The 17,129-nt window shown below is 70.0% G+C and carries 18 protein-coding genes; 10 read left to right on the forward strand and 8 right to left on the reverse strand.

All coding sequences use genetic code 11. The features are described from left to right. Entirely contained in the window at positions 1 to 1,215 is a 1,215-nt protein-coding gene (ftsA, locus tag MLE43_RS09455) for a cell division protein FtsA (RefSeq protein WP_243303459.1), read from the reverse strand. 93 nt (positions 1,216 to 1,308) lie between these two features. Then, positions 1,309 to 2,097: a cell division protein FtsQ/DivIB gene (locus MLE43_RS09460; RefSeq protein WP_243303461.1), complete on the reverse strand. Its 789-nt coding sequence runs from the start codon at positions 2,095 to 2,097 to the stop codon at positions 1,309 to 1,311. Positions 2,098 to 2,188: 91 nt separating this feature from the next. Between MLE43_RS09460 and MLE43_RS09465 the strand changes: the two genes are divergently transcribed. From MLE43_RS09465 to MLE43_RS09475, 3 genes are all read left to right on the forward strand, one after another. Then, positions 2,189 to 3,427, forward strand: a complete 1,239-nt coding sequence (locus MLE43_RS09465; protein ID WP_420843194.1) for an RNA polymerase sigma factor — start codon at positions 2,189 to 2,191, stop codon at positions 3,425 to 3,427. Between the two features lie 82 nt (positions 3,428 to 3,509). After that, positions 3,510 to 3,917, forward strand: a complete 408-nt coding sequence (locus MLE43_RS09470) for a YciI family protein (protein ID WP_243303465.1) — start codon at positions 3,510 to 3,512, stop codon at positions 3,915 to 3,917. Positions 3,918 to 4,074: 157 nt separating this feature from the next. Further along, entirely contained in the window at positions 4,075 to 4,707 is a 633-nt protein-coding gene (locus tag MLE43_RS09475) for a dihydrofolate reductase family protein (RefSeq protein WP_243286882.1), read from the forward strand. 57 nt (positions 4,708 to 4,764) lie between these two features. Here the strand turns inward: MLE43_RS09475 and murB are convergent, their stop codons facing one another. Next, entirely contained in the window at positions 4,765 to 5,658 is an 894-nt protein-coding gene (gene murB, locus MLE43_RS09480; protein ID WP_243303468.1) for a UDP-N-acetylmuramate dehydrogenase, read from the reverse strand. 24 nt (positions 5,659 to 5,682) lie between these two features. Then, positions 5,683 to 6,258: a TetR/AcrR family transcriptional regulator gene (locus MLE43_RS09485; protein ID WP_243303469.1), complete on the reverse strand. Its 576-nt coding sequence runs from the start codon at positions 6,256 to 6,258 to the stop codon at positions 5,683 to 5,685. Positions 6,259 to 6,347: 89 nt separating this feature from the next. Between MLE43_RS09485 and MLE43_RS09490 the strand changes: the two genes are divergently transcribed. The 3 genes from MLE43_RS09490 (at position 6,348) to MLE43_RS09500 (ending at position 9,098) form a co-directional block, all read left to right on the forward strand. Continuing rightward, a complete protein-coding gene (locus MLE43_RS09490; protein WP_243303470.1) occupies positions 6,348 to 7,265 on the forward strand; it encodes an oxidoreductase in 918 nt (305 codons plus the stop codon). A gap of 97 nt (positions 7,266 to 7,362) precedes the next feature. Then, positions 7,363 to 8,412, forward strand: a complete 1,050-nt coding sequence (locus tag MLE43_RS09495) for an MBL fold metallo-hydrolase (RefSeq protein WP_243303471.1) — start codon at positions 7,363 to 7,365, stop codon at positions 8,410 to 8,412. Further along, positions 8,409 to 9,098, forward strand: a complete 690-nt coding sequence (locus MLE43_RS09500; protein ID WP_243303472.1) for an NAD(P)H-binding protein — start codon at positions 8,409 to 8,411, stop codon at positions 9,096 to 9,098. Before MLE43_RS09495 ends, MLE43_RS09500 begins: the two co-directional genes overlap by 4 nt. On the opposite strand, the gene MLE43_RS09505 is transcribed toward MLE43_RS09500, so the two are convergent. Beyond that, complete coding sequence (locus MLE43_RS09505; RefSeq protein ID WP_243303473.1) at positions 9,055 to 9,534, reverse strand: methylated-DNA--[protein]-cysteine S-methyltransferase; 480 nt, start codon at positions 9,532 to 9,534, stop codon at positions 9,055 to 9,057. The two genes, MLE43_RS09500 and MLE43_RS09505, sit on opposite strands and share 44 nt — an antisense overlap. Before the next feature lie 17 nt (positions 9,535 to 9,551). On the opposite strand from MLE43_RS09505, the gene ruvX reads away from it, so the two are divergent. From ruvX to MLE43_RS09520, 3 genes are all read left to right on the forward strand, one after another. Further along, positions 9,552 to 9,989, forward strand: a complete 438-nt coding sequence (gene ruvX / locus MLE43_RS09510) for a Holliday junction resolvase RuvX (RefSeq protein ID WP_243303475.1) — start codon at positions 9,552 to 9,554, stop codon at positions 9,987 to 9,989. 21 nt (positions 9,990 to 10,010) lie between these two features. Continuing rightward, entirely contained in the window at positions 10,011 to 10,889 is an 879-nt protein-coding gene (locus tag MLE43_RS09515; RefSeq protein ID WP_243303477.1) for an NAD(P)-dependent oxidoreductase, read from the forward strand. 242 nt (positions 10,890 to 11,131) lie between these two features. Further along, the gene (locus MLE43_RS09520) at positions 11,132 to 13,435 is read left to right on the forward strand and encodes a hybrid sensor histidine kinase/response regulator (protein ID WP_243303479.1); all 2,304 of its coding nucleotides are present in this window, start codon (positions 11,132 to 11,134) and stop codon (positions 13,433 to 13,435) included. Positions 13,436 to 13,440: 5 nt separating this feature from the next. Here MLE43_RS09520 and MLE43_RS09525 read toward each other — a convergent pair whose 3' ends face one another. Then, positions 13,441 to 14,091: an ABC transporter ATP-binding protein gene (locus MLE43_RS09525; RefSeq protein ID WP_243303481.1), complete on the reverse strand. Its 651-nt coding sequence runs from the start codon at positions 14,089 to 14,091 to the stop codon at positions 13,441 to 13,443. Continuing rightward, the gene (locus tag MLE43_RS09530) at positions 14,088 to 15,314 is read right to left on the reverse strand and encodes an ABC transporter permease (protein ID WP_243303482.1); all 1,227 of its coding nucleotides are present in this window, start codon (positions 15,312 to 15,314) and stop codon (positions 14,088 to 14,090) included. The genes MLE43_RS09525 and MLE43_RS09530 overlap by 4 nt, the downstream gene beginning before the upstream one ends. 97 nt (positions 15,315 to 15,411) lie before the next feature. Between MLE43_RS09530 and hflX the strand changes: the two genes are divergently transcribed. Beyond that, positions 15,412 to 16,599, forward strand: a complete 1,188-nt coding sequence (hflX, locus tag MLE43_RS09535) for a GTPase HflX (RefSeq protein WP_243303484.1) — start codon at positions 15,412 to 15,414, stop codon at positions 16,597 to 16,599. On the opposite strand, the gene MLE43_RS09540 is transcribed toward hflX, so the two are convergent. After that, positions 16,590 to 17,102, reverse strand: coding sequence for a DUF4149 domain-containing protein (locus tag MLE43_RS09540; RefSeq protein WP_243303485.1), 513 nt, complete (start codon positions 17,100 to 17,102; stop codon positions 16,590 to 16,592). The genes hflX and MLE43_RS09540 overlap by 10 nt on opposite strands. Positions 17,103 to 17,129: the final 27 nt, after the last annotated feature.

Genomic DNA, 17,129 nt, shown 5'->3' on the forward strand with positions numbered 1-17,129 from the left:
CTAGAACATCTTCTTGATACGGCCGAGGAAGCCATCGCCCCGGTCCTGCTTGCCGCGGGTCTCGCCCATGTCGCGGGCGAGGGCTTTCACCGCGCCCAGGGCGTTCACGAAGTAGGGGTTGCCGGTGGCCTGGGGCAGGCCGGTGACGCCCAGGATGCGGCCCAGCACCACGCGGGGGCGGCCCAGGATGGTCTGGGCCAGGATGGCAAGGTGCGTGAGGAGCGCACCGCCGCCCACCAGGTGCACGCCGCCATGGATCTCATGCATGAGGCCGGTGCGGCCCATTTCGGCCAGCACCAGGTTGAGCAGCTCCGCCGCCCGGGCCTGCAGCACCTCGGCAATCTCGCGGCGGGACACCAGGCGTCCCTCCTCCTCGAGCTCGACGGATTCCTCGACGGGCACATGGCTGTGCAGCACCGTGCCGAAGCGGATCTTGATGCGCTCGGAGGCGGCGATGCCGCCCAGGTGCTTGGTGATCTCGAGGTCGCGGGTGAAGTGCATCCCGCCGATGGGGATGACCGCGGAATGGAACAGGGTGCCGTGCAGGAAGATGCCCAGGTGGGTGAGGTGCTCGCCGATGTCCACCACCACCGCGCCGTTCTCGCGATCCTCGCGGCTCAGCACGGCCTCGGCGCTGGCCAGGGGCGAGTACATCAGCTCGGCGCCGTGGAGCCCCGCGTTCTTGAGGGCCAGGTTGATGTTCATGATGACGGGGCTGGGCGCCACGATGATGCGGACTTCGGCCTCCAGCGACTCGCCGAACATGCCCACGGGGTTGCGGATGTCGCGCTGGCCCTTGATGTGGAACATCTGGGGGATGCGGTGCAGGACCAGTTCCTCCTTGGCCAGCTTGCAGCCGTTGGTGGCCTGCTCCAGCACGCGGTCGCGGTCCGAGGCGGTGATGATCTTGTCGCCGCTGCTGATGGTGATGGAGTCGCGGAGGTTCTCGCCCTTGAACTGGATGCCGTCCACGGCCACGCGGATGCCGTCCACCTTGGTCTGGCCGGCGGTGTTCATGGCCTCTTCCACGGCCCGCACGATGGCGCGGGTGCAGAGGTCCATGTCCGTGATCTGGCCCTGAGTGAAGCCGCCCTGGGGCGACGCCTGCCCCGTGCCGGTCACATTCAGCGTCCCGTCTTCCTCCTGGACGGCCACCACCGCCACCACTTTGCTTGCACCAAGGTCGAGGCCTAGGAGAACGGCACGCTGAGGCATGAAGATCCTTTTCCTTGCTCTAGGTTTACACCAGTTCCGTGCCGGGTTCGAGCCTTTGCGCGTGGAAAAAACGCCGCTTTCTTCCCGCGCGGGTCAGCGTGGCGTCTTGGCGGGGGCCGGGGCGTCCTCGGGTTCCCCCACGGCGACCTCCTCGTCCCAGCGCAGGTCGATGTAGCGGAGCCGGGCCAGATCCGGCCGCTGGGACAGGCGATCCACGAACAGACCCTGGAAATTGGGCACGTTTTTCGTCACATCCTGGCGGGACAGGAAGATCGGGGCCGGGAGGCCCTCGATGTAGGCCACAGGCCCCTTGGGGCTCCATCTCAGCTCGGTCACCCGGTCATAAAATCCAGCCTGCTTTTCCCTCAAAGTCCGTGCAGCGCTCACGAGCCGGGCCAGGCCCTGGTCTGTCTGGCTGGCGGGATCCACCACCACGGGAATGGGACTTAGGTTGGCCTGATTCACCCGATCCAGCAGGATGCCGTCGTCCGAGACCAGGAACACCCCGTTGCTGCGCACCAGCCAGAGGACGGGGCGCCGTTCCTCCACCACCAGGCTCAGGCGGTCCGGGGGGTCCTTGCGGATCTGGAGGTTGCGCACCCAGCGCTTGGCCTCGATCCGGGCCCGCAGTTCCTCCGCGTCGACCCAGAAGAGGGGCTTGCCCAGCACCAGCTTCTCGGCGAGAGCCTGGATCTCGGCCTGGCGCTCGCCCCGGCAGCCGCTCACGTTCACCTGCTCGATGGTGAGTTTCTGCAATCCGAGGTACCGCGTGCCCAGCTCCATCAGGGCCCAGGCGCCCCCGCCCAGCACCGCCACGGTGATCCCCGCCCGCACCCAGGGGAACCAGGGACGCTTGGGGCGGGTGCGGGGGAGCATGGACATGGGGGCCAGTCTACCGCCTGGGGGCGGCGGTCTGGATGGCCTGGAAGCCTCCTATATGCTCTATGACCTGGGAGGGTGCCCCTTGGCCTCGATCGTCCCCGAAGGCATTCCGGATCTCCTCGATTCGCTCTTCCGAGAGGAGTCGCGCCGGATCCTGGCCTCCTTGATCCGGCTGCTCGGGGATTTCGACCTGGCCGAAGACGGCCTGCATGATGCCTTCGCAGCCGCCTTGGAGGTCTGGCCCAGGGACGGGGTGCCGGACCATCCCCGCGCCTGGCTGGTGTCCACCGGGCGCTTCAAGGCGATCGACCGCCTGCGGCGGTCCGCGCGCTTCAGCACCTCGCTGGAGGCCGTGGCGGAGTTGCCCGATGAGGGCCCCACGGGAGGGGTGGAAGAAGACGGGGTTGAAGATGACCGCCTGCGGCTCATCTTCACCTGCTGCCATCCGGCCCTGCCCCCGGAAGCCTGCACCGCGCTGACCCTCCGGGAGGTGTGCGGCCTGACGACGGAGGCCATCGCGCGGGCCTTCCTCACCGCTCCGTCCACGCTGGCCCAGCGGATCGTCCGGGCCAAGGCGAAAATCCGGGAAGCAGGCATCCCCTATGAGGTCCCCGGCCGGGCCGACCTGCCGGACCGGCTGGACGCGGTGCTGAAGGTCGTCTACCTGGTATTCAACGAGGGCTACTCCGCCTCCTCCGGGGAGACGCTGATGCGTCCGGACCTCTCGGGGGAGGCGATCCGCCTGGGACGGTTGCTCCTTGAGTTGCTGCCCGATCCGGAGGTGATGGGCCTCCTCGCCCTCATGCTGCTGCAGGAGTCCCGGAGGGCCGCGCGGGTCTCGCCGGAGGGGGATCTGGTGCTGCTGGAGGACCAGGACCGCTCCCGGTGGGACCGGGCCCTGATGGCCGAAGGGAAAGCGCTGGTAGACCAGGCGCTGGCGTCCCGCCGGGTGGGTTCCTACACGCTCCAGGCCGCCATCGCCGCGGTCCACGCCGAGGCGGCCGAGGCCTCGGCCACGGACTGGGACCGGATCGTCGGGCTGTACACCCTCCTGGCCCGGGTGGCGCCTTCCCCCGTGGTGGACCTCAACCGCGCCGTGGCGGTGGCCATGCGGGGTGGTCCCCAGGCCGGTCTGGACCTCGCCGACGCCCTCCTGGCGCGCCGCGACATGGCGGAGTACCACCTGGCGCACGCGGTTCGCGCGGACCTCTGCCGCCGCCTGGGGAGGACGGAAGAGGCGCTCGCCTCCTACCGCCAGGCCCTCGGACTGGTCCAGCAGGGGCCCGAGCGCCGGTTCCTCGAGCGGCGGGTGGCCGAGCTTGAAAAATAATTCGCAGGCCCCTGTCGAAAAGGGCCCTCCCCAATCGACCAGGGGGTGAAGGCGGTCCGAACGACCCCCCATAGGAGCCACCATGAAATACATCTGCTTCGGGTACCTCGACGTCCAGCAATGGTCGACCCTCTCCCAGAGCGAGCAGAACGCCAGGTTCGACGCGTGCTTCACCTACGATGAGGGCCTCAAGAAGGACGGCCACTGGGTGGGCGGGGAGGGGCTGCAGGGCCCGGATACCGCCGTCATGGTGCGCCTCGAGCAGGGCAAGGTGTCCGTGACGGACGGCCCCTATGCCGAGACCAAGGAGCTGCTGGGCGGCCTCCTGATCCTGGAGGCCAGGGATCTCAACCACGCCATCCACCTGATCTCGAACCACCCGGGCCTGAAGATGGGGCCTTGGGAGATCCGGCCGGCAGCGGACCTGGACAAGATGATTCGCGAAAGCGAGGCACGACGTGCCAAGGCCAAGGGGAAACCTGCTTCCTGAGCAGGGCGCATCAGGCCCGCCAAATCTCCACTTCGGATTCCAACTCCCTGCCTTGGTTTGCATGCACTTTCTTCTGCACGCGGATCATGAGTTCAACGAGTTTTTCCTTGCCGTAATCCCGAGCTTGCATGGCATCTAAACATACGAGAGGAAAATCATGAGCAAGGTATTTGTGAACATCGCGCTTAGCCTCGATGGCTACATGGCGCCGGAAGGAATGACCATGGAGAACCCCGCGTATAAGAACTGGGGTGCCAAGTGGGGTGCGCTGATGGCTTGGCTCATCAATCAACAGTACTTTCGCGAGAACCTCCTCAAGCTCGAATCAGGAGGAGAAACCGGACCGGTCAATGACCTGGTTCGCAGGACCACCGAGCGCATCGGTGCCAACATCATGGGCAAGCGGATGTTCGACCAAGGCGAGCGCGCCTGGCCAGAAGAGGCTCCGTTTCACACACCGGTATACGTTCTTACCAATGAGAAACGCGAGCCCTGGATGCGCCCCGGTGGCACGACCTTTTTCTTCGTCAATGAAGGGCCAGAGCGCGCCCTAGAACTGGCTCGGGAATCCGCAGGCAGTCGTGATATTCGTGTCGCGGGTGGACCGGATGTGATCCAGCAGTATCTGAACCTAGGTGTCGTTGATGAGCTGGAAATCGCCTTGGCACCCGTGTTTTTCGGCGGCGGGCGGCGTCTCTTCGAGAACCTAAGCGAGCCTGGGCCGCAGTTTCGCATAGACAAGGTTCTTGATGGTCCAGCCGCCACACACCTGCGCTATGTCCGTCAGTGAGGGCGGCCTAACCCCGCTTAACTGGCCATCAGATCTCGAGGCGCTGGCCGTTGGAAATCAAGGGTGCTCCCGCCAGATCTCCACTTCGGGTTCCAGCTCCACGCCATGCCTTTCCCGCACCCTCGTTCGCACCTGTTCCATCAGTTCCGCGAACTCGGCGGCGGTGGCATGGCCGTGGTTGATGAGGAAGTTGGCGTGCTCGGAGCTCACCTCCGCATCGCCCACGCGCAGGCCCTTGAGGCCCGCCTGGTCGATGAGGCGGCCGGCGCTCCCGCCCGGAGGGTTCTTGAAGATGCAGCCGGCATTGCGCTTCGACAGGGGCTGACTGGTGCCGCGCTTGGCCCGGTACTCCGCTACCTGGGCGCGGATGGCGGTGGGATCGCCCTCCGCCAGCTGGGCCGTGGCCGACAGGACCACACGGCCCCCGGTGAGGAAGCTCCAGCGGTACTTGAACTCGCCGGGGTCGGGGGCCTTCTCCACCAGGTCGCCATCGGGGGTGAGGAAGCGGTAGCGCGCCAGCACATTCACCCACTCGCGGCCGTAGGCCCCGGCGTTCATGCGGATGGCACCGCCCAGCGAGCCCGGAATCCCGCTGGCGAACTCCAGGCCCGACAATCCCGCGGCGGCGGCGGCCTCGGCCAGGGCGATGTGGCCGTGGCTGGCGGGCGCCGTGAGCTGCGTGCCGTCGCGCTGGACGGTCTTCGGCAGGGCGAGGCGCAGGACCGGGGTCTCGACATTCCCCAGCACCACCAGGTTCGAGCCGCCGCCCAGCACCCGCCAGGGCAGGCCCTCCCGGGCGCAGGCGCGCACGAAGGCCTGGGCCTCGGCTTCCGTGGTGGGCTCGAAGAGCCAGCGGCAGACGCCTCCGACGCCCAGCGTGGTCAGGCGTGCGAAGGGCACGCCCTGGCGGTGGGGGACCTTCAGCAGATCATCGGGCAGGGGGCGCGTCATCGGGTCCAGTATGGACTCATGGCCTCATGGGCCGGCAGGGGGCCGGAGGGAGGCCAGCACCATCTCGAGCAGCCCGTCGATCATGGCGCGAAGCTCGTCGGCATCCCTGGCGGACTCCTTGAAGCCATGGACGGCACGGGTGAGGACCCGGGCGATCTGCTCGGGAGGGAGGGCTTTCGCCGGGGCGCTCGCGCTCAAGGGCGCGAGGATGCCCACCAGCTCGGCCTCGAAGGCCGCGATGGCCTGGTCGATGGCCTCCCTGGCGAAGGCGAGGCCGCCGTGGAGGGGCTCGCGCAGTTCCGGTGAGGCCTCGAAGAACCCGAAGGGACGCACGGCCCAGAGGTCGAAGGCGAAGCGGAGCTTCTCCAGGGGAGTGGGGTGGGCGTCCAGGCCCTGCCGGATCTCCTCCAGCGTGCGGGCGGTGAAGGCGCGGAGGACGGCCTCGAAGACCTCCTCCTTGTTGCAGAAGACCAGGTAGAGGGCCGGCCGGGACATGCCTGCGGCGGTCGCGAGGTCGCCCATGGTGGTCCGCCGGTAGCCGAACCGCAGGAACACGGATTCGGCGGCCGCCAGCACCCGGGCCTTCTTCTCGTTTCCCATGAAAAGAGTGTTGACAATATTTGTCCGATTGTCAATATTGGCTTTCTGACATTATTGGTCAATATGTCAAATTCATCATGGAGAACGACATGGCGCAAAATGATTGGACCTGGGCCCAGATCCCCGATCAGACCGGTCGGGTGGCGGTGGTCACCGGGGCCACCTCCGGCACCGGCTTCGAGGCGGCCCGCATCCTGGCGGCCTGTCGGGCCACGGTGGTCCTGGCCTGCCGGAACCTGCCCAAGGCCGAGGGGGCCGCGCAGCACATCCGGGCGCTGCATCCCGGCGCCCGGGTCGAGGTCCAGGCCCTGGATCTGGCCTCCCTGGCCTCCGTACGGACGGCGGCTGCGAACCTCCTCGCGCGGTTCGATCGGCTGGACCTGCTCCTCAACAACGCCGGCGTGATGGTCCCGCCCTACGGGAAGACCGAGGACGGGTTCGAGCTGCAGATCGGAACGAACCACTTCGGGCCCTTCGCGTTGACCGGCCTCCTGCTGGGGCGACTGCTGGCCACCCCGGGTTCCCGCGTGGTGACCATGAGCAGCGGGGCCCACCGGATGGGCCGCATCTACGCCGATGACATGCACTTCGACGGCGGCTACCGGGCCTGGGCCGCCTACGGCCAGTCGAAGCTGGCCAACCTCCTCTTCGCCTATGAGCTGCAGCACCGCCTGGCGGCGGCCGGTTTGCCGACGCGTTCCGTGGCCGCCCATCCCGGCTGGGCGAGGACGGAACTCCAGCGCCACGCCGGCTGGATCCGCTGGCTCCGGACGGCGGGCCTGGAGACCCTGCTGAGCCAGGACGCCTTCGGCGGGGCCCAGCCGCTGCTGCGGGCCGCCACAGATCCCTCCGTGACGGGGGGCGAGTACTTCGGGCCTTCGGGCTTCCAGGAGATGAAGGGAGCCCCGGTGAGGGTCCGGTCCAACGCCCTCTCCCAGGACAGGGGCCTCCAGCGCTGGATGTGGCGGCACTCCGAGCAGAGCACGGGGGTGGTCTATCCGATCTGACCGTCTCCGCAAAACCGTGGCCCTGCTCTTTGCCGCTGCGGTAGCCGGGGGCTTCTGGGCCGCCGGTTCCTCTCTCGATCTGACAAGGAGTCCCCGCATGGAACGATCCCCGCAATGGCGCGATGGGCGCTTCCGCAACCCCCAGCCTCTTTGGAACGACATGAGAGGGGCCATCGGCAGCCTCTTCCGGCGGGACCGGCATTCAACGCCCCGGGAGCCCCTGCCCGTGGCGCGTCCCACCCGCGCCGACCTGGATGCGGCCGCTCCCTCGGGCCTGCGGGCCACCTGGCTGGGCCACTCCACGGTGTACCTGATGGTGGACGGCACGCGCATCCTCACGGATCCCATGTGGGGCCGGCGGGCCTCGCCGGTGGTCTGGGCCGGGCCGCGCCGCTTCTACGCGCCCCTCATCCCCCTGGATGAGGTGCCCGTACCCCAGGTGGTGGCCATCTCCCACGACCACTACGACCACCTGGACGAGGGCACCCTGCGCCGCCTGAAGGACTGGGACACGCGCTTCGTGGTACCCCTGGGCGTGGGGGCGCGTCTCGCGCGCTGGGGCGTGCCCGTGGTCCGCATCACGGAGCTCGACTGGTGGGAGTCGGTGCGCGTGGGCGACTTGGAGGTGGTGCTCACGCCGGCCCGCCATGCCTCGGGTCGGGGCCTGCGGGACAAGGACCGGACGCTCTGGGGTGGCTTCGCCTTTCTCGGTCCCCGGCACCGGGTCTACTTCTCCGGCGACACGGGGATGTTCCCGGGCCTGGCGGACATCGGCGAGCGCCTGGGACCCTTCGATCTCACCATGATCGAGGCCGGCGCCTACAACCCGGCCTGGCCGGACTGGCACCTGGGCCCGGAGCAGGCGGTGGCGGCCCACCGGATGGTCCGGGGCCGCGTGCTCCTGCCCATCCACTGGGGCCTCTTCGACCTGGCCGCCCATGGCTGGACCGAGCCCGTAGAGCGGGTGCTGGCGGCGGCGGGACCAGCGGGCGCCACCGTGGCGCTGCCCCGGCCCGGGGAGGGCTTCGAGCCTGAGGCACCGCCCCACCAGCGCTGGTGGCCCACGCTGCCCTGGAAGACCGGGGCGGAGGTCCCCATCCGTGCCACGCTGGATGGGCGGCCCGCTGTCCAGGGAGGTCTGCCATGAAGGTCCTGCTCTTCGGCGCGACGGGCATGATCGGCCAGGGCGTGCTGCGTGAGTGCCTGGGGGATCCCGGTGTCAGCCAGGTGGTGGCCCTCGTGCGGAAGCCCTCGGGCCAAGCCCGCCCCAAACTCCGGGAGATCGTCCACGATGACTTCTTCGACTATGGGGCGGTGGAGCCGGACCTCACCGGACTGGACGCCTGCTTCTTCTGCCTGGGGGTGTCGGCAGCGGGGCTGTCGGAGGCCGAGTACCAGCGCCTGACCCACGACCTCACCCTGGCGGCGGCGACGACGCTGGCCCGGCTCAACCCGGCCATGACCTTCGTCTATGTGTCCGGCGCCGGGACGGACAGCACCGAGCAGGGCCGCACCATGTGGGCACGGGTGAAGGGGCGGACGGAAAACGCCCTGCGACGCCTGCCCTTCCGTGGCGTCTACCTCTTCCGCCCTGGACTCATCCAGCCCCTCCACGGCATCCGGTCGCGGACGGGCTGGTACCAGGCCGTCTACATCGTACTGGGGCCCGCCTTCCCGCTGCTGCGACGGCTGTTCCCGAGGGCCATCCTCACCACGGAGGAACTGGGCCGGGCCATGCTCCGCGTGGCGCGGGACGGGGCACCGACGGCGGTCCTCGAAGCCGCCGACCTCATCGCCCTGGGGGCGCCTCCAGCTCCAGCAGCCGCGCCTTGACCTCCGGCGATCCGAAGGCGCTCCAGCCGCCGGGGCCATCCGAGGCCACCACGCGATGGCAGGGCACGAGGATGAGGATGGGGTTCACCTTCACGGCCTGGCCCACGGCCCGGGCGGCGCCGGGCTGGCCCGCCAGCAGGGCCACCTCGCCGTAGGTGAGCGTCTGCCCGGGTGCGGTGGCATGAAGCACCTCGGCCACGCGGCGCTGGAAGGGGGTGAGATCCGAGAGATCCAGCGGGATGCCCCGAAGGTCCTGTGGCTGGCCCGCCAGGTGGGCCATGAGCCGCCGCACGGCTTCCAATACCCAGGCCGGGGCCTTCCGGGCCTCCTCGCGGTCGGGAGTGTCCGTGAAGCGCAGCAGGCAGACGCCCGCCGGCGTCCAGCCCAGGCGGAGCCGCCCCAGGGCGGTGGCGAAGGTGAGGGCATGGACCGGCATGGGGCTAGGATGGCACCATGCGCTGGCTTGCCCTCGACCACGGCACGAAGAAGATCGGCCTCGCCTTCTCGGACGAGCTGGAGATCCTGGCCTCGCCCTTCGAGGTGTGGCCCCAGGAGGACGAGCGCACGCTGGACCGGCTCGCGAGGCTCTGCCGGGCGGAGGGCGTGCAGGCCCTCTGCGTGGGCCTGCCCCGCCACAAGGACGGCGCGGAGAGTGCCACGGCGCCCGCCGCCCGGGCCTTCGGCGAGGCCCTGGCGGCCCGCACGGGCCTGCCCCTGCGCTTCGTGAACGAGCATCTCAGCAGCGCCGAGGCCGAGCGTCTCCTGCGGGAGCGGGGCGTGAAGCCGGACAAGCGCAAGCTCCTGCTCGACGCCGCCGCGGCGGCCGTCATCCTGAACGAGCTGCTGGAGGACCGGCGGGCCAAGGGGATCTCCGCCGGCCGCCTGGACTGATCCCCATCACGGGAGGAAACCATGCGAGTCGCATTCCTGGGCCTGGGACGGATGGGCGATCCCATGGCGCGTCGGCTGGTGGGCGCCTTCGAACTGTCGGTCTTCAACCGGGACATGGCCCGGGCCCGCCCCTTCGCGGCCCTCGGGGTGCGGGTCGCAGGCTCCGTGCGCGAGGCGGTGGAAGGCGCCGAGGTGGCCATCACCATGCTTTCGGACGACGCCGCGGAAGAGGCTATCACCTTCGGTCCCGGTGGCCTGTTGGAGACGCTGGCCCCTGAGGCCGTCCACGTCTCCATGAGCACCATCGGCATCGCGGCCTCCGCGCGGCTGGGCGAGGCCCATGCCGAGGCCGGGCAGGGCTTCGTCGCAGCGCCGGTCTTCGGTCGCCCGCCCGCGGCGGCCTCGGGCCAGCTCTGGCTATTGGCCGCCGGTCCCGACGACCAGGTGGCCCGGTGCCAGCCCCTGTTCCAGGTCCTGGGCCAGGGCGTCTTCCCGCTGGGGGGACGGGCCTCCACGGCGCACGCCATGAAGCTGGCGGGCAACGGCCTCCTCGTCACGGCCGTGGAGGCCCTCAGCGAGGCGTTCGCCTTCGGTGAGAAGGCGGGGGTGCCGCCGGAGACTACCCTGAAGATCCTCAACACCGCCCTCCTGAAGTCCCCCCTGGCGGATGCCTACGGAGGCGCCGTGGTGCGGGGCGACTTCGAGCCTGCGGGCTTCGCCCTGCGCCTGGGGCTGAAGGACGTGAGCCTCGCCCTCCGCGCGGCCGAGGCCTACCAGGCGCCCATGCCCATCGCCAGCCTCCTGCGGGACCGGCTCCTGGCGGCCGTGGCCAAGGGCTATGGGGACCAGGATCTGGCGGCGCTCTCCCGCATCAGCCGCGAGGACGCAGGCCTGGCCTGAGGGGCCTGGCGACCCGGTTGCGTCTTATTTTGCCGATCTGGGGCCAGGACGGGTGACGGTTTTCTTATGTGAGCGGCCGGGCGAACCGATGCATGATGGGTCGCACGGAGACGGTCTCCAGGTTGCCCTGGAAGCCTCGCCTCCCACTCCAGGGGTCCAGGCATGGCCACTTCCCCCAGCGCGCTCCGTCCCGGCTTCCGGAAGGCGGCCCCCGGTCCGGGGACCCTGGAGGGATCCCGGCCGTGAGCCGGCGGGGGGGCCAGGGGCCGGGCGACGGCTCCACGGGTGAGGCCCGATCCTTGGAGCAGCGCGGTCGGCGGTTCCAGGATGCCATCACCAACTTCCTGCCCCGGATCGGCCGGATGGCCAAGGTGGGGGGCTGGAGCTTCGATGTGGACACGGGCGAGGGCTGGTGGACGGAAGAGGTCGCCCGTATCCACGACCTCGATCCCTCGACGCCCGCCTCCTCGGAGCTGGGACTGAGCTTCTACACGGCCGAGTCCCGGCCCCTGATCGAGCGGGCCATCCAGGAGGCCATCGAGAAGGGCCGTCCCTACGACTTGGAGCTGGAACTGGTGAGCGCCAAGGGCGTGCGCAAGTGGGTGTGGACCCAGGGCCAGCCGGTGGTCATGGAGGGACGGGTGGTCCGGATCCAGGGCACCTTCCAGGACATCACGGACCGCAAGCGCTCGGAATTGGCCCTCCGCGAAAGCCAGGAGCGCCTCCAGATGCTCATCGACCACGCCCCGGCGGCCCTGGCGATGTTCGACCGGGAGATGCGGTACCTCGCCGTGAGCCGGCGCTGGCTCAGCGACTTCCACCTGGGCGAGCAGGCCATCCTGGGGCGCTCCCACTACGAGATCTTCCCCGAGATCCCCGAGGCGTGGCGGGAGGCCCACCGGCGGGGCCTGGCCGGCGAGGTGCTGCACTCCGAGGAGGACCGGTTCGTCCGGCAGGACGGGACCGTGTACTGGCGGCGCTGGGAACTCCGGCCCTGGCATGCCGCCGACGGGACCGTGGGCGGCATCGTGATCTTCTCGGAGGACATCACCGGGCGGGTGGAGGCGAGCCAGGCCCTTCGCGAGAGCGAGCAGCGCTTCCGCCTGGCCCTGCGGAACGCGCCGGTGTCGGTGGCCGTCCAGGATCGGGACCTGTGCTATGTCTGGGCCTACAACCAGCGGACCGCCCGGGCGGAGGACGTGGTGGGCCGGCGCGATGCCGACCTGTTTTCGCCCGACCAGGCGGCCCGGCTGGATGCCCTGAAGCGGCAGGTGCTCGACGAGGGCGCGGAGATCCACCAGCAGATGTGGCTGGACCGCCCGGGGCGCCGCCTGTTCCTGGACCTGTACTGCGAGCCCATGCGGGACGCCGAGGGCCGGATCACGGGGGTGGGGACCGCGACCGTCGACCTGACCCCGATCCACAAGGCCGAGGAGGAGCGGCGGCGGCTCGAGGCCGAGGTCGCCCATGGGCAGAAGCTGGAGTCCCTCGGCGCCCTGGCGGGCGGTGTCTCCCACGACATGAACAACGTGCTGGCCGCCATCATGGCGGTGGCCTCCCTGCTCAAGGAGAAGCGCCAGGACGACCCGGATCTCGTGAAGGCCATGGACACCCTGCTCCATGCCGCGGGCCGGGGCCGGGACCTGGTGAAGGGGCTGACCGATTTCGCCCGCAGGGACCTCCCTGAGCCCCAGCCCCTGGACCTCAACGAGCTGGTCCGGAAGGAGGCCGCCCTCCTCCAGCGGACGACCCTGCAGAAGGTGGAGGTGGAGCTGGCGCTGACCGAGGGGCTCCCGCTGGTGATGGGCGATCCCAGCGCCATCTCCAACGCCCTCATGAACCTCTGCGTCAATTCCCTGGATGCCATGCCCGAGGGGGGCCGCCTCCGCCTCGCCACCCGCTCCGGCGCGGGCGGAAGGGTGGAGCTCGCGGTGGAGGACTCGGGCCACGGCATGCCGCCGGAGGTCCTGGCACGGGCCCTGGAGCCCTTCTTCACCACGAAGCCGCCGGGCCGGGGCACCGGCCTGGGCCTGGCTCTGGTCTACGGCGTGATGAAGGCCCACGGCGGGCGGGTGGACCTCCACAGCACCCCAGGCCAGGGCACGGAGATCACCCTCGCCTTTCCGGGGTACCGGGCCGACCTTCCCTTCGACACCGGGATCCCCCCGGAGGAGGAGGTGCGGGCCCGGCGGCTCCGCATCCTGCTGGTGGACGACGACGAGCTGGTCCGGGGCACGGTGCCGGTCATGCTCGAGGCGCTGGGGCACGAGGTCCTGGCCACGGCCGGCGGACCCCAGGCCCTGGAGCGGCTCGCGGCGGGCCATGCCCCCGACCTCGTGATCCTCGACCTCAGCATGCCGGGCATGGACGGCGAGGTGACCCTGAAGCGCCTCCGGATCCTAAGGCCCGACCTGCCGGTCCTGCTGGCCACGGGCTACCGGGACGAGCGGGGCGACCGGATCCTCGAACGGGACCCCGGCGTGGCGTTGATCCTGAAGCCGTTCACGCTCCTGGACCTCAAGGTGAAGCTGGGGCAGATCGGCTAGATCGCCTAGCCCAACCTCACCGTCCGCATGCAGCGTCCGGCCAGGCCGGGGTTGTGGGTGACGAGCAGGGTGGTGGGGCGCAGCTCAGCGTGGAGGCTCAGCAGGAAGCCGAACACCTCCTCGGCGGTGGCGGGGTCGAGGTTACCGGTGGGCTCGTCCAGCAGCCAGAGGGTGGGCTTGCGCACCAGGGCGCGGGCCAGCCCGGCGCGGGCGGCTTGGCCGCCGGAGAGCTGGCCGGGCAGCCGCTCGCCCAGGTCGCCCAGGCCCACGGTGGCCAGCAGCCGGCCGATCCAGGCCTCGGCCTCGGCGGAGCCGTCGCCGTCGATGAGCAGGGGCATGCGGAGGTTCTCCCGCACGGTGAACTCCGGCAGCAGGTGGGGCTGCTGGAAGGCCAGGCCCACCCGGCGGCGGCGGTAGAGGGCCCGGTCCTCGGCCCCCTCGGGCACGGGCTCGCCGCCCACGGCGATGCCGCCGCCTTCCCAGTGGTCGAGGCCCGCGACGCAGTTCAGGAGCGTGGTCTTGCCCACCCCGGACACGCCCACGATGGCGCAGAGGCTGCCGGCCTCGACGGCCAGGGAGAAGCCGTCGAAGACCGGATGGGCGTTGCCGGGGTAGGTCTTGTGCAGGCCGGTGATGGAAAGGGGCTGTCCGATCATTCGGCCCTCAGCGCGTCGACGGGGTCCAGGGCCGCGGCCTTCCGGGCGGGATAGCGGGCGGCCAGCCAGGAGACCAGCAGGGGGAAGAGGCCCACCAGCAGGACATCCAGCAGCTTCAGGCGGAAGGGCATGTAGGTGATGAAGTCGTAGACGGCGGCGGGCAGCTTCAGCAGCTTGTAGTGGTCGAGGATCAGGCAGAGGGGCACGCTGGTGCCCAGGCCCCAGGCCGTGCCCGCAGCGCCGATGCGGAGGCCCTGGAGCTCGAAGAGGCGCTGGATCTGCTTCGGGGTGGCGCCCAGGGCCAGCAGCACGCCCAGGTCCCGCCGCTTCTCCGTCACCAGCAGCACCAGGGAGGCCACGATGTTGAAGGCGGCCACCAGCACGATGAGGCTGAAGACCGCTGCAAATCCCCATTTTTCCAACGCTAGCGCGGCAAAGAAGGTCTTGTTGGACTCCCGCAGGTCCGTGGCCTGGTAGGCGGGGCCCAGGGTCTCGAGCACCAGGGGCTTCACCTGCTCGATGGCATCGATGCTCTTGGCGCGGACCTCGATCATCTCGGCCCGGCCGTCGGACCGGGCGATCCGCATGGCGTCCGCCAGGTGGATGAAGGCCCAGGTCTTGTCGTACTCGGAGCTGTGGCTGTAGAAGGTGCCAGCCACCCGGAAGGCCGCCACCTTGGGCTGCTGTCCGCCCAAGCCCAGCTCCAGGCGGAAGAAGGCCAGGGCCACCGTGTCCCCCACGCGGAGGCTGAGGCGCTGGGCCAGTTCCTTGCCCAGGATGATCTCGCCCTCCTGCAGCTGCTCCACGGGGAAGGGCTTCATGGAGTCGAAGATGCTGGAGGTGCCGTGGGCCGTGGCCGGGTCCACGGCCTTCACGACCACGGGCTCCGGCGGCATCTCGCTGCCGGCCGGGCGCAGCAGCCCTTTCTCGAGCCGGATGGGCGAGGCGGCCTGGACGCCGGGTACGGCCCGGATGGTCTTCAGGGCGCCCTCGGTGTCGGGGATGTCCCCGGCGAGGTTGAACACCGTGAAGTGCGCCGTGGCGCTGAAGAGGGTGGCCTGGACCTCTTCGCGGATCCCGGTCATCAAGGCCAGCGTCACCACCATGGCGAAGACGCCGAGGGCTGTCCCGAAGCGGGTGAGGAGGACCATGATCCGCACGAAGGCCCCCTTGCGGTGGGTCTTCAGGTAGCGGTCGGCGATGGTGCGTTCGAACAGGGCCATGGCACCAGAGTAGCCGGAGGGCCGCCCGCCCGGCGCCGGCGCCTGGTTCCTGCTCAGGGGGCTTGATTATTGTCCTCCGGCACGGCAGCTTTGGCTCATGGCCGAAACCCCTCCCCGCTGTCTGCTCATCGCCCGCCAGGGCCCCGAAGACCGGGAGGAGCCCATCGAGGACCACCTGCTGGAGCTGGCCGAGCTGGCCCGCAGCTGCGGCTTCGAGGTCTGGGCCCGGCGGCGCCTGAAACGGCCCCAGATCGCGCCCAGGACCTTCTATGGCTCCGGCCAGCTCCAGGCCCTGGCCGAGGAGGCGGCCCGGCAGGGGGTGCGCCACCTCATCTGCGACGACGAGCTGAGCGGCAGCCAGGTGAACGCCATCGGCAAGCAGACCAACCTCATCTGCCTCGACCGCACGGGGCTCATCCTCAGCATCTTCGAGCAGCGGGCCCAGAGCCGGGAGGCCAAGGCCCAGGTGGAGCTGGCCCGGCTCGAGTACGAGCTGCCCCGTCTCAAGGGGGCCTGGACCCACCTGGAGCGCCAGGGGGGTGGCGTGGGCCTGCGCGGGGGCCCAGGGGAGACCCAGATCGAGGTGGACCGCCGCATGATCCGCACCCGCATCAGCCAGCTCAAGCGGGAGCTCACCCACCTGGAGCAGGTGCGGGAGACCCAGCGCCAGGGCCGGCCCCAGGGCCTGCCCCGGGTGGCCCTGGTGGGCTACACCAACGCGGGGAAGACCACCCTCCTGAAGGCCCTCACGGGGGAAGGTGAGCCCCGGGACCTGCTCTTCGCCACGCTCGACACCACCACCCGCAAGGCCTGGCTGGGCCAGGACTTCGATCCCGACACCGGCGCGGGCAGCCTGGAGCCCAAGCACTGCCTGGTGGCCGATACCGTGGGCTTCATCCGCAAGCTGCCCCACCAGCTGGTGGCGGCCTTCCGCAGCACCCTGGGGGAGGTCCGCACGGCGGATGCCCTGCTGGTGGTGGCCGATGCCGCTCATCCGGATCTGGAGGACCACCTGCGGGTGGTGGGAGCGACCCTCCGCGAGATCGGCTGCGCCCCCGAGGATGGCGATGCCCAGCCCCGCCTCCTGGTGCTGAACCAGGTGGATCGGCTGCACCGGCCCCAGAAGCTGGACCTGAAGAAGCGCCACCCGGGGGCGGTCCAGGCCTGCGCCATCCAGGGCACCGGCCTCCCCGAGATCCGCAGCTGGCTGCGGGAGCTGATTCCCGGGCCGCCCAAACCCCGGGAACTGGAGGACTGGGAACTGCCGGACCCGGCCTATTCCTGATCGCCCCGGGGCAGCATCCCCACCGTGGCCGCCAGCCCCAGGGCCAGCAGGATGCGCAGGAAGAAGAGGTTGCGGCTGATGCCATGGGCCTTGTTGTAGGCCACGCGGTCCGCGTGCTCCGGCGCCAGAGTCTCGATGGGAGCGCCGATGCGGGCGCGGATGGCCCGCACCTTGGGCGTCACCACGAAGGTGCTGGCCAGGCACATGAGCATGGCCACCAGCCAGGCGGCGCTCCAGAGGCGGATGGGGCCGATGATCTCCTCCTTCACCTCGGCCATCCAGCGCGCGCCCCAGCTGAGGCCGGCCAGCCCGAAGACCGTCCAGGCCGCCCAGTCCAGGCGTCCGAGGATCAGTCCGGCGATGTGCCCCGCCAGGTCGCGGCTGGGCAGCTCACGGAAGAAGACCGGCGCGGAGAACACGCCGAAGCCGAGGGCCGCCCCCGCCCAGAGGAGCAGGAGGGCCACCGAAATGCGGTCAAGACGGCGAAGGGTGGTGGGGCTCATGGATTCCTGGACCGAAGGCTGGCGACC

Source organism: Geothrix oryzisoli (assembly GCF_022808865.1).
In the GTDB taxonomy this organism is placed as follows: Bacteria; Acidobacteriota; Holophagae; order Holophagales; family Holophagaceae; genus Geothrix; species Geothrix oryzisoli.

What these genes read in the sequence shown, in the direction of transcription:
- ftsA (WP_243303459.1), bottom strand. Translation starts at nt 1,215, where the DNA reads ATGCCTCAGCGTGCCGTTCTCCTAGGCCTCGACCTTGGTGCAAGCAAA.
- MLE43_RS09460 (WP_243303461.1), bottom strand. Translation starts at nt 2,097, where the DNA reads ATGTCCATGCTCCCCCGCACCCGCCCCAAGCGTCCCTGGTTCCCCTGG.
- MLE43_RS09470 (WP_243303465.1), top strand. Translation starts at nt 3,510, where the DNA reads ATGAAATACATCTGCTTCGGGTACCTCGACGTCCAGCAATGGTCGACC.
- MLE43_RS09475 (WP_243286882.1), top strand. Translation starts at nt 4,075, where the DNA reads ATGAGCAAGGTATTTGTGAACATCGCGCTTAGCCTCGATGGCTACATG.
- murB (WP_243303468.1), bottom strand. Translation starts at nt 5,658, where the DNA reads ATGACGCGCCCCCTGCCCGATGATCTGCTGAAGGTCCCCCACCGCCAG.
- MLE43_RS09485 (WP_243303469.1), bottom strand. Translation starts at nt 6,258, where the DNA reads ATGGGAAACGAGAAGAAGGCCCGGGTGCTGGCGGCCGCCGAATCCGTG.
- MLE43_RS09490 (WP_243303470.1), top strand. Translation starts at nt 6,348, where the DNA reads ATGGCGCAAAATGATTGGACCTGGGCCCAGATCCCCGATCAGACCGGT.
- MLE43_RS09495 (WP_243303471.1), top strand. Translation starts at nt 7,363, where the DNA reads ATGGAACGATCCCCGCAATGGCGCGATGGGCGCTTCCGCAACCCCCAG.
- MLE43_RS09500 (WP_243303472.1), top strand. Translation starts at nt 8,409, where the DNA reads ATGAAGGTCCTGCTCTTCGGCGCGACGGGCATGATCGGCCAGGGCGTG.
- MLE43_RS09505 (WP_243303473.1), bottom strand. Translation starts at nt 9,534, where the DNA reads ATGCCGGTCCATGCCCTCACCTTCGCCACCGCCCTGGGGCGGCTCCGC.
- ruvX (WP_243303475.1), top strand. Translation starts at nt 9,552, where the DNA reads ATGCGCTGGCTTGCCCTCGACCACGGCACGAAGAAGATCGGCCTCGCC.
- MLE43_RS09515 (WP_243303477.1), top strand. Translation starts at nt 10,011, where the DNA reads ATGCGAGTCGCATTCCTGGGCCTGGGACGGATGGGCGATCCCATGGCG.
- MLE43_RS09525 (WP_243303481.1), bottom strand. Translation starts at nt 14,091, where the DNA reads ATGATCGGACAGCCCCTTTCCATCACCGGCCTGCACAAGACCTACCCC.
- MLE43_RS09530 (WP_243303482.1), bottom strand. Translation starts at nt 15,314, where the DNA reads ATGGCCCTGTTCGAACGCACCATCGCCGACCGCTACCTGAAGACCCAC.
- hflX (WP_243303484.1), top strand. Translation starts at nt 15,412, where the DNA reads ATGGCCGAAACCCCTCCCCGCTGTCTGCTCATCGCCCGCCAGGGCCCC.
- MLE43_RS09540 (WP_243303485.1), bottom strand. Translation starts at nt 17,102, where the DNA reads ATGAGCCCCACCACCCTTCGCCGTCTTGACCGCATTTCGGTGGCCCTC.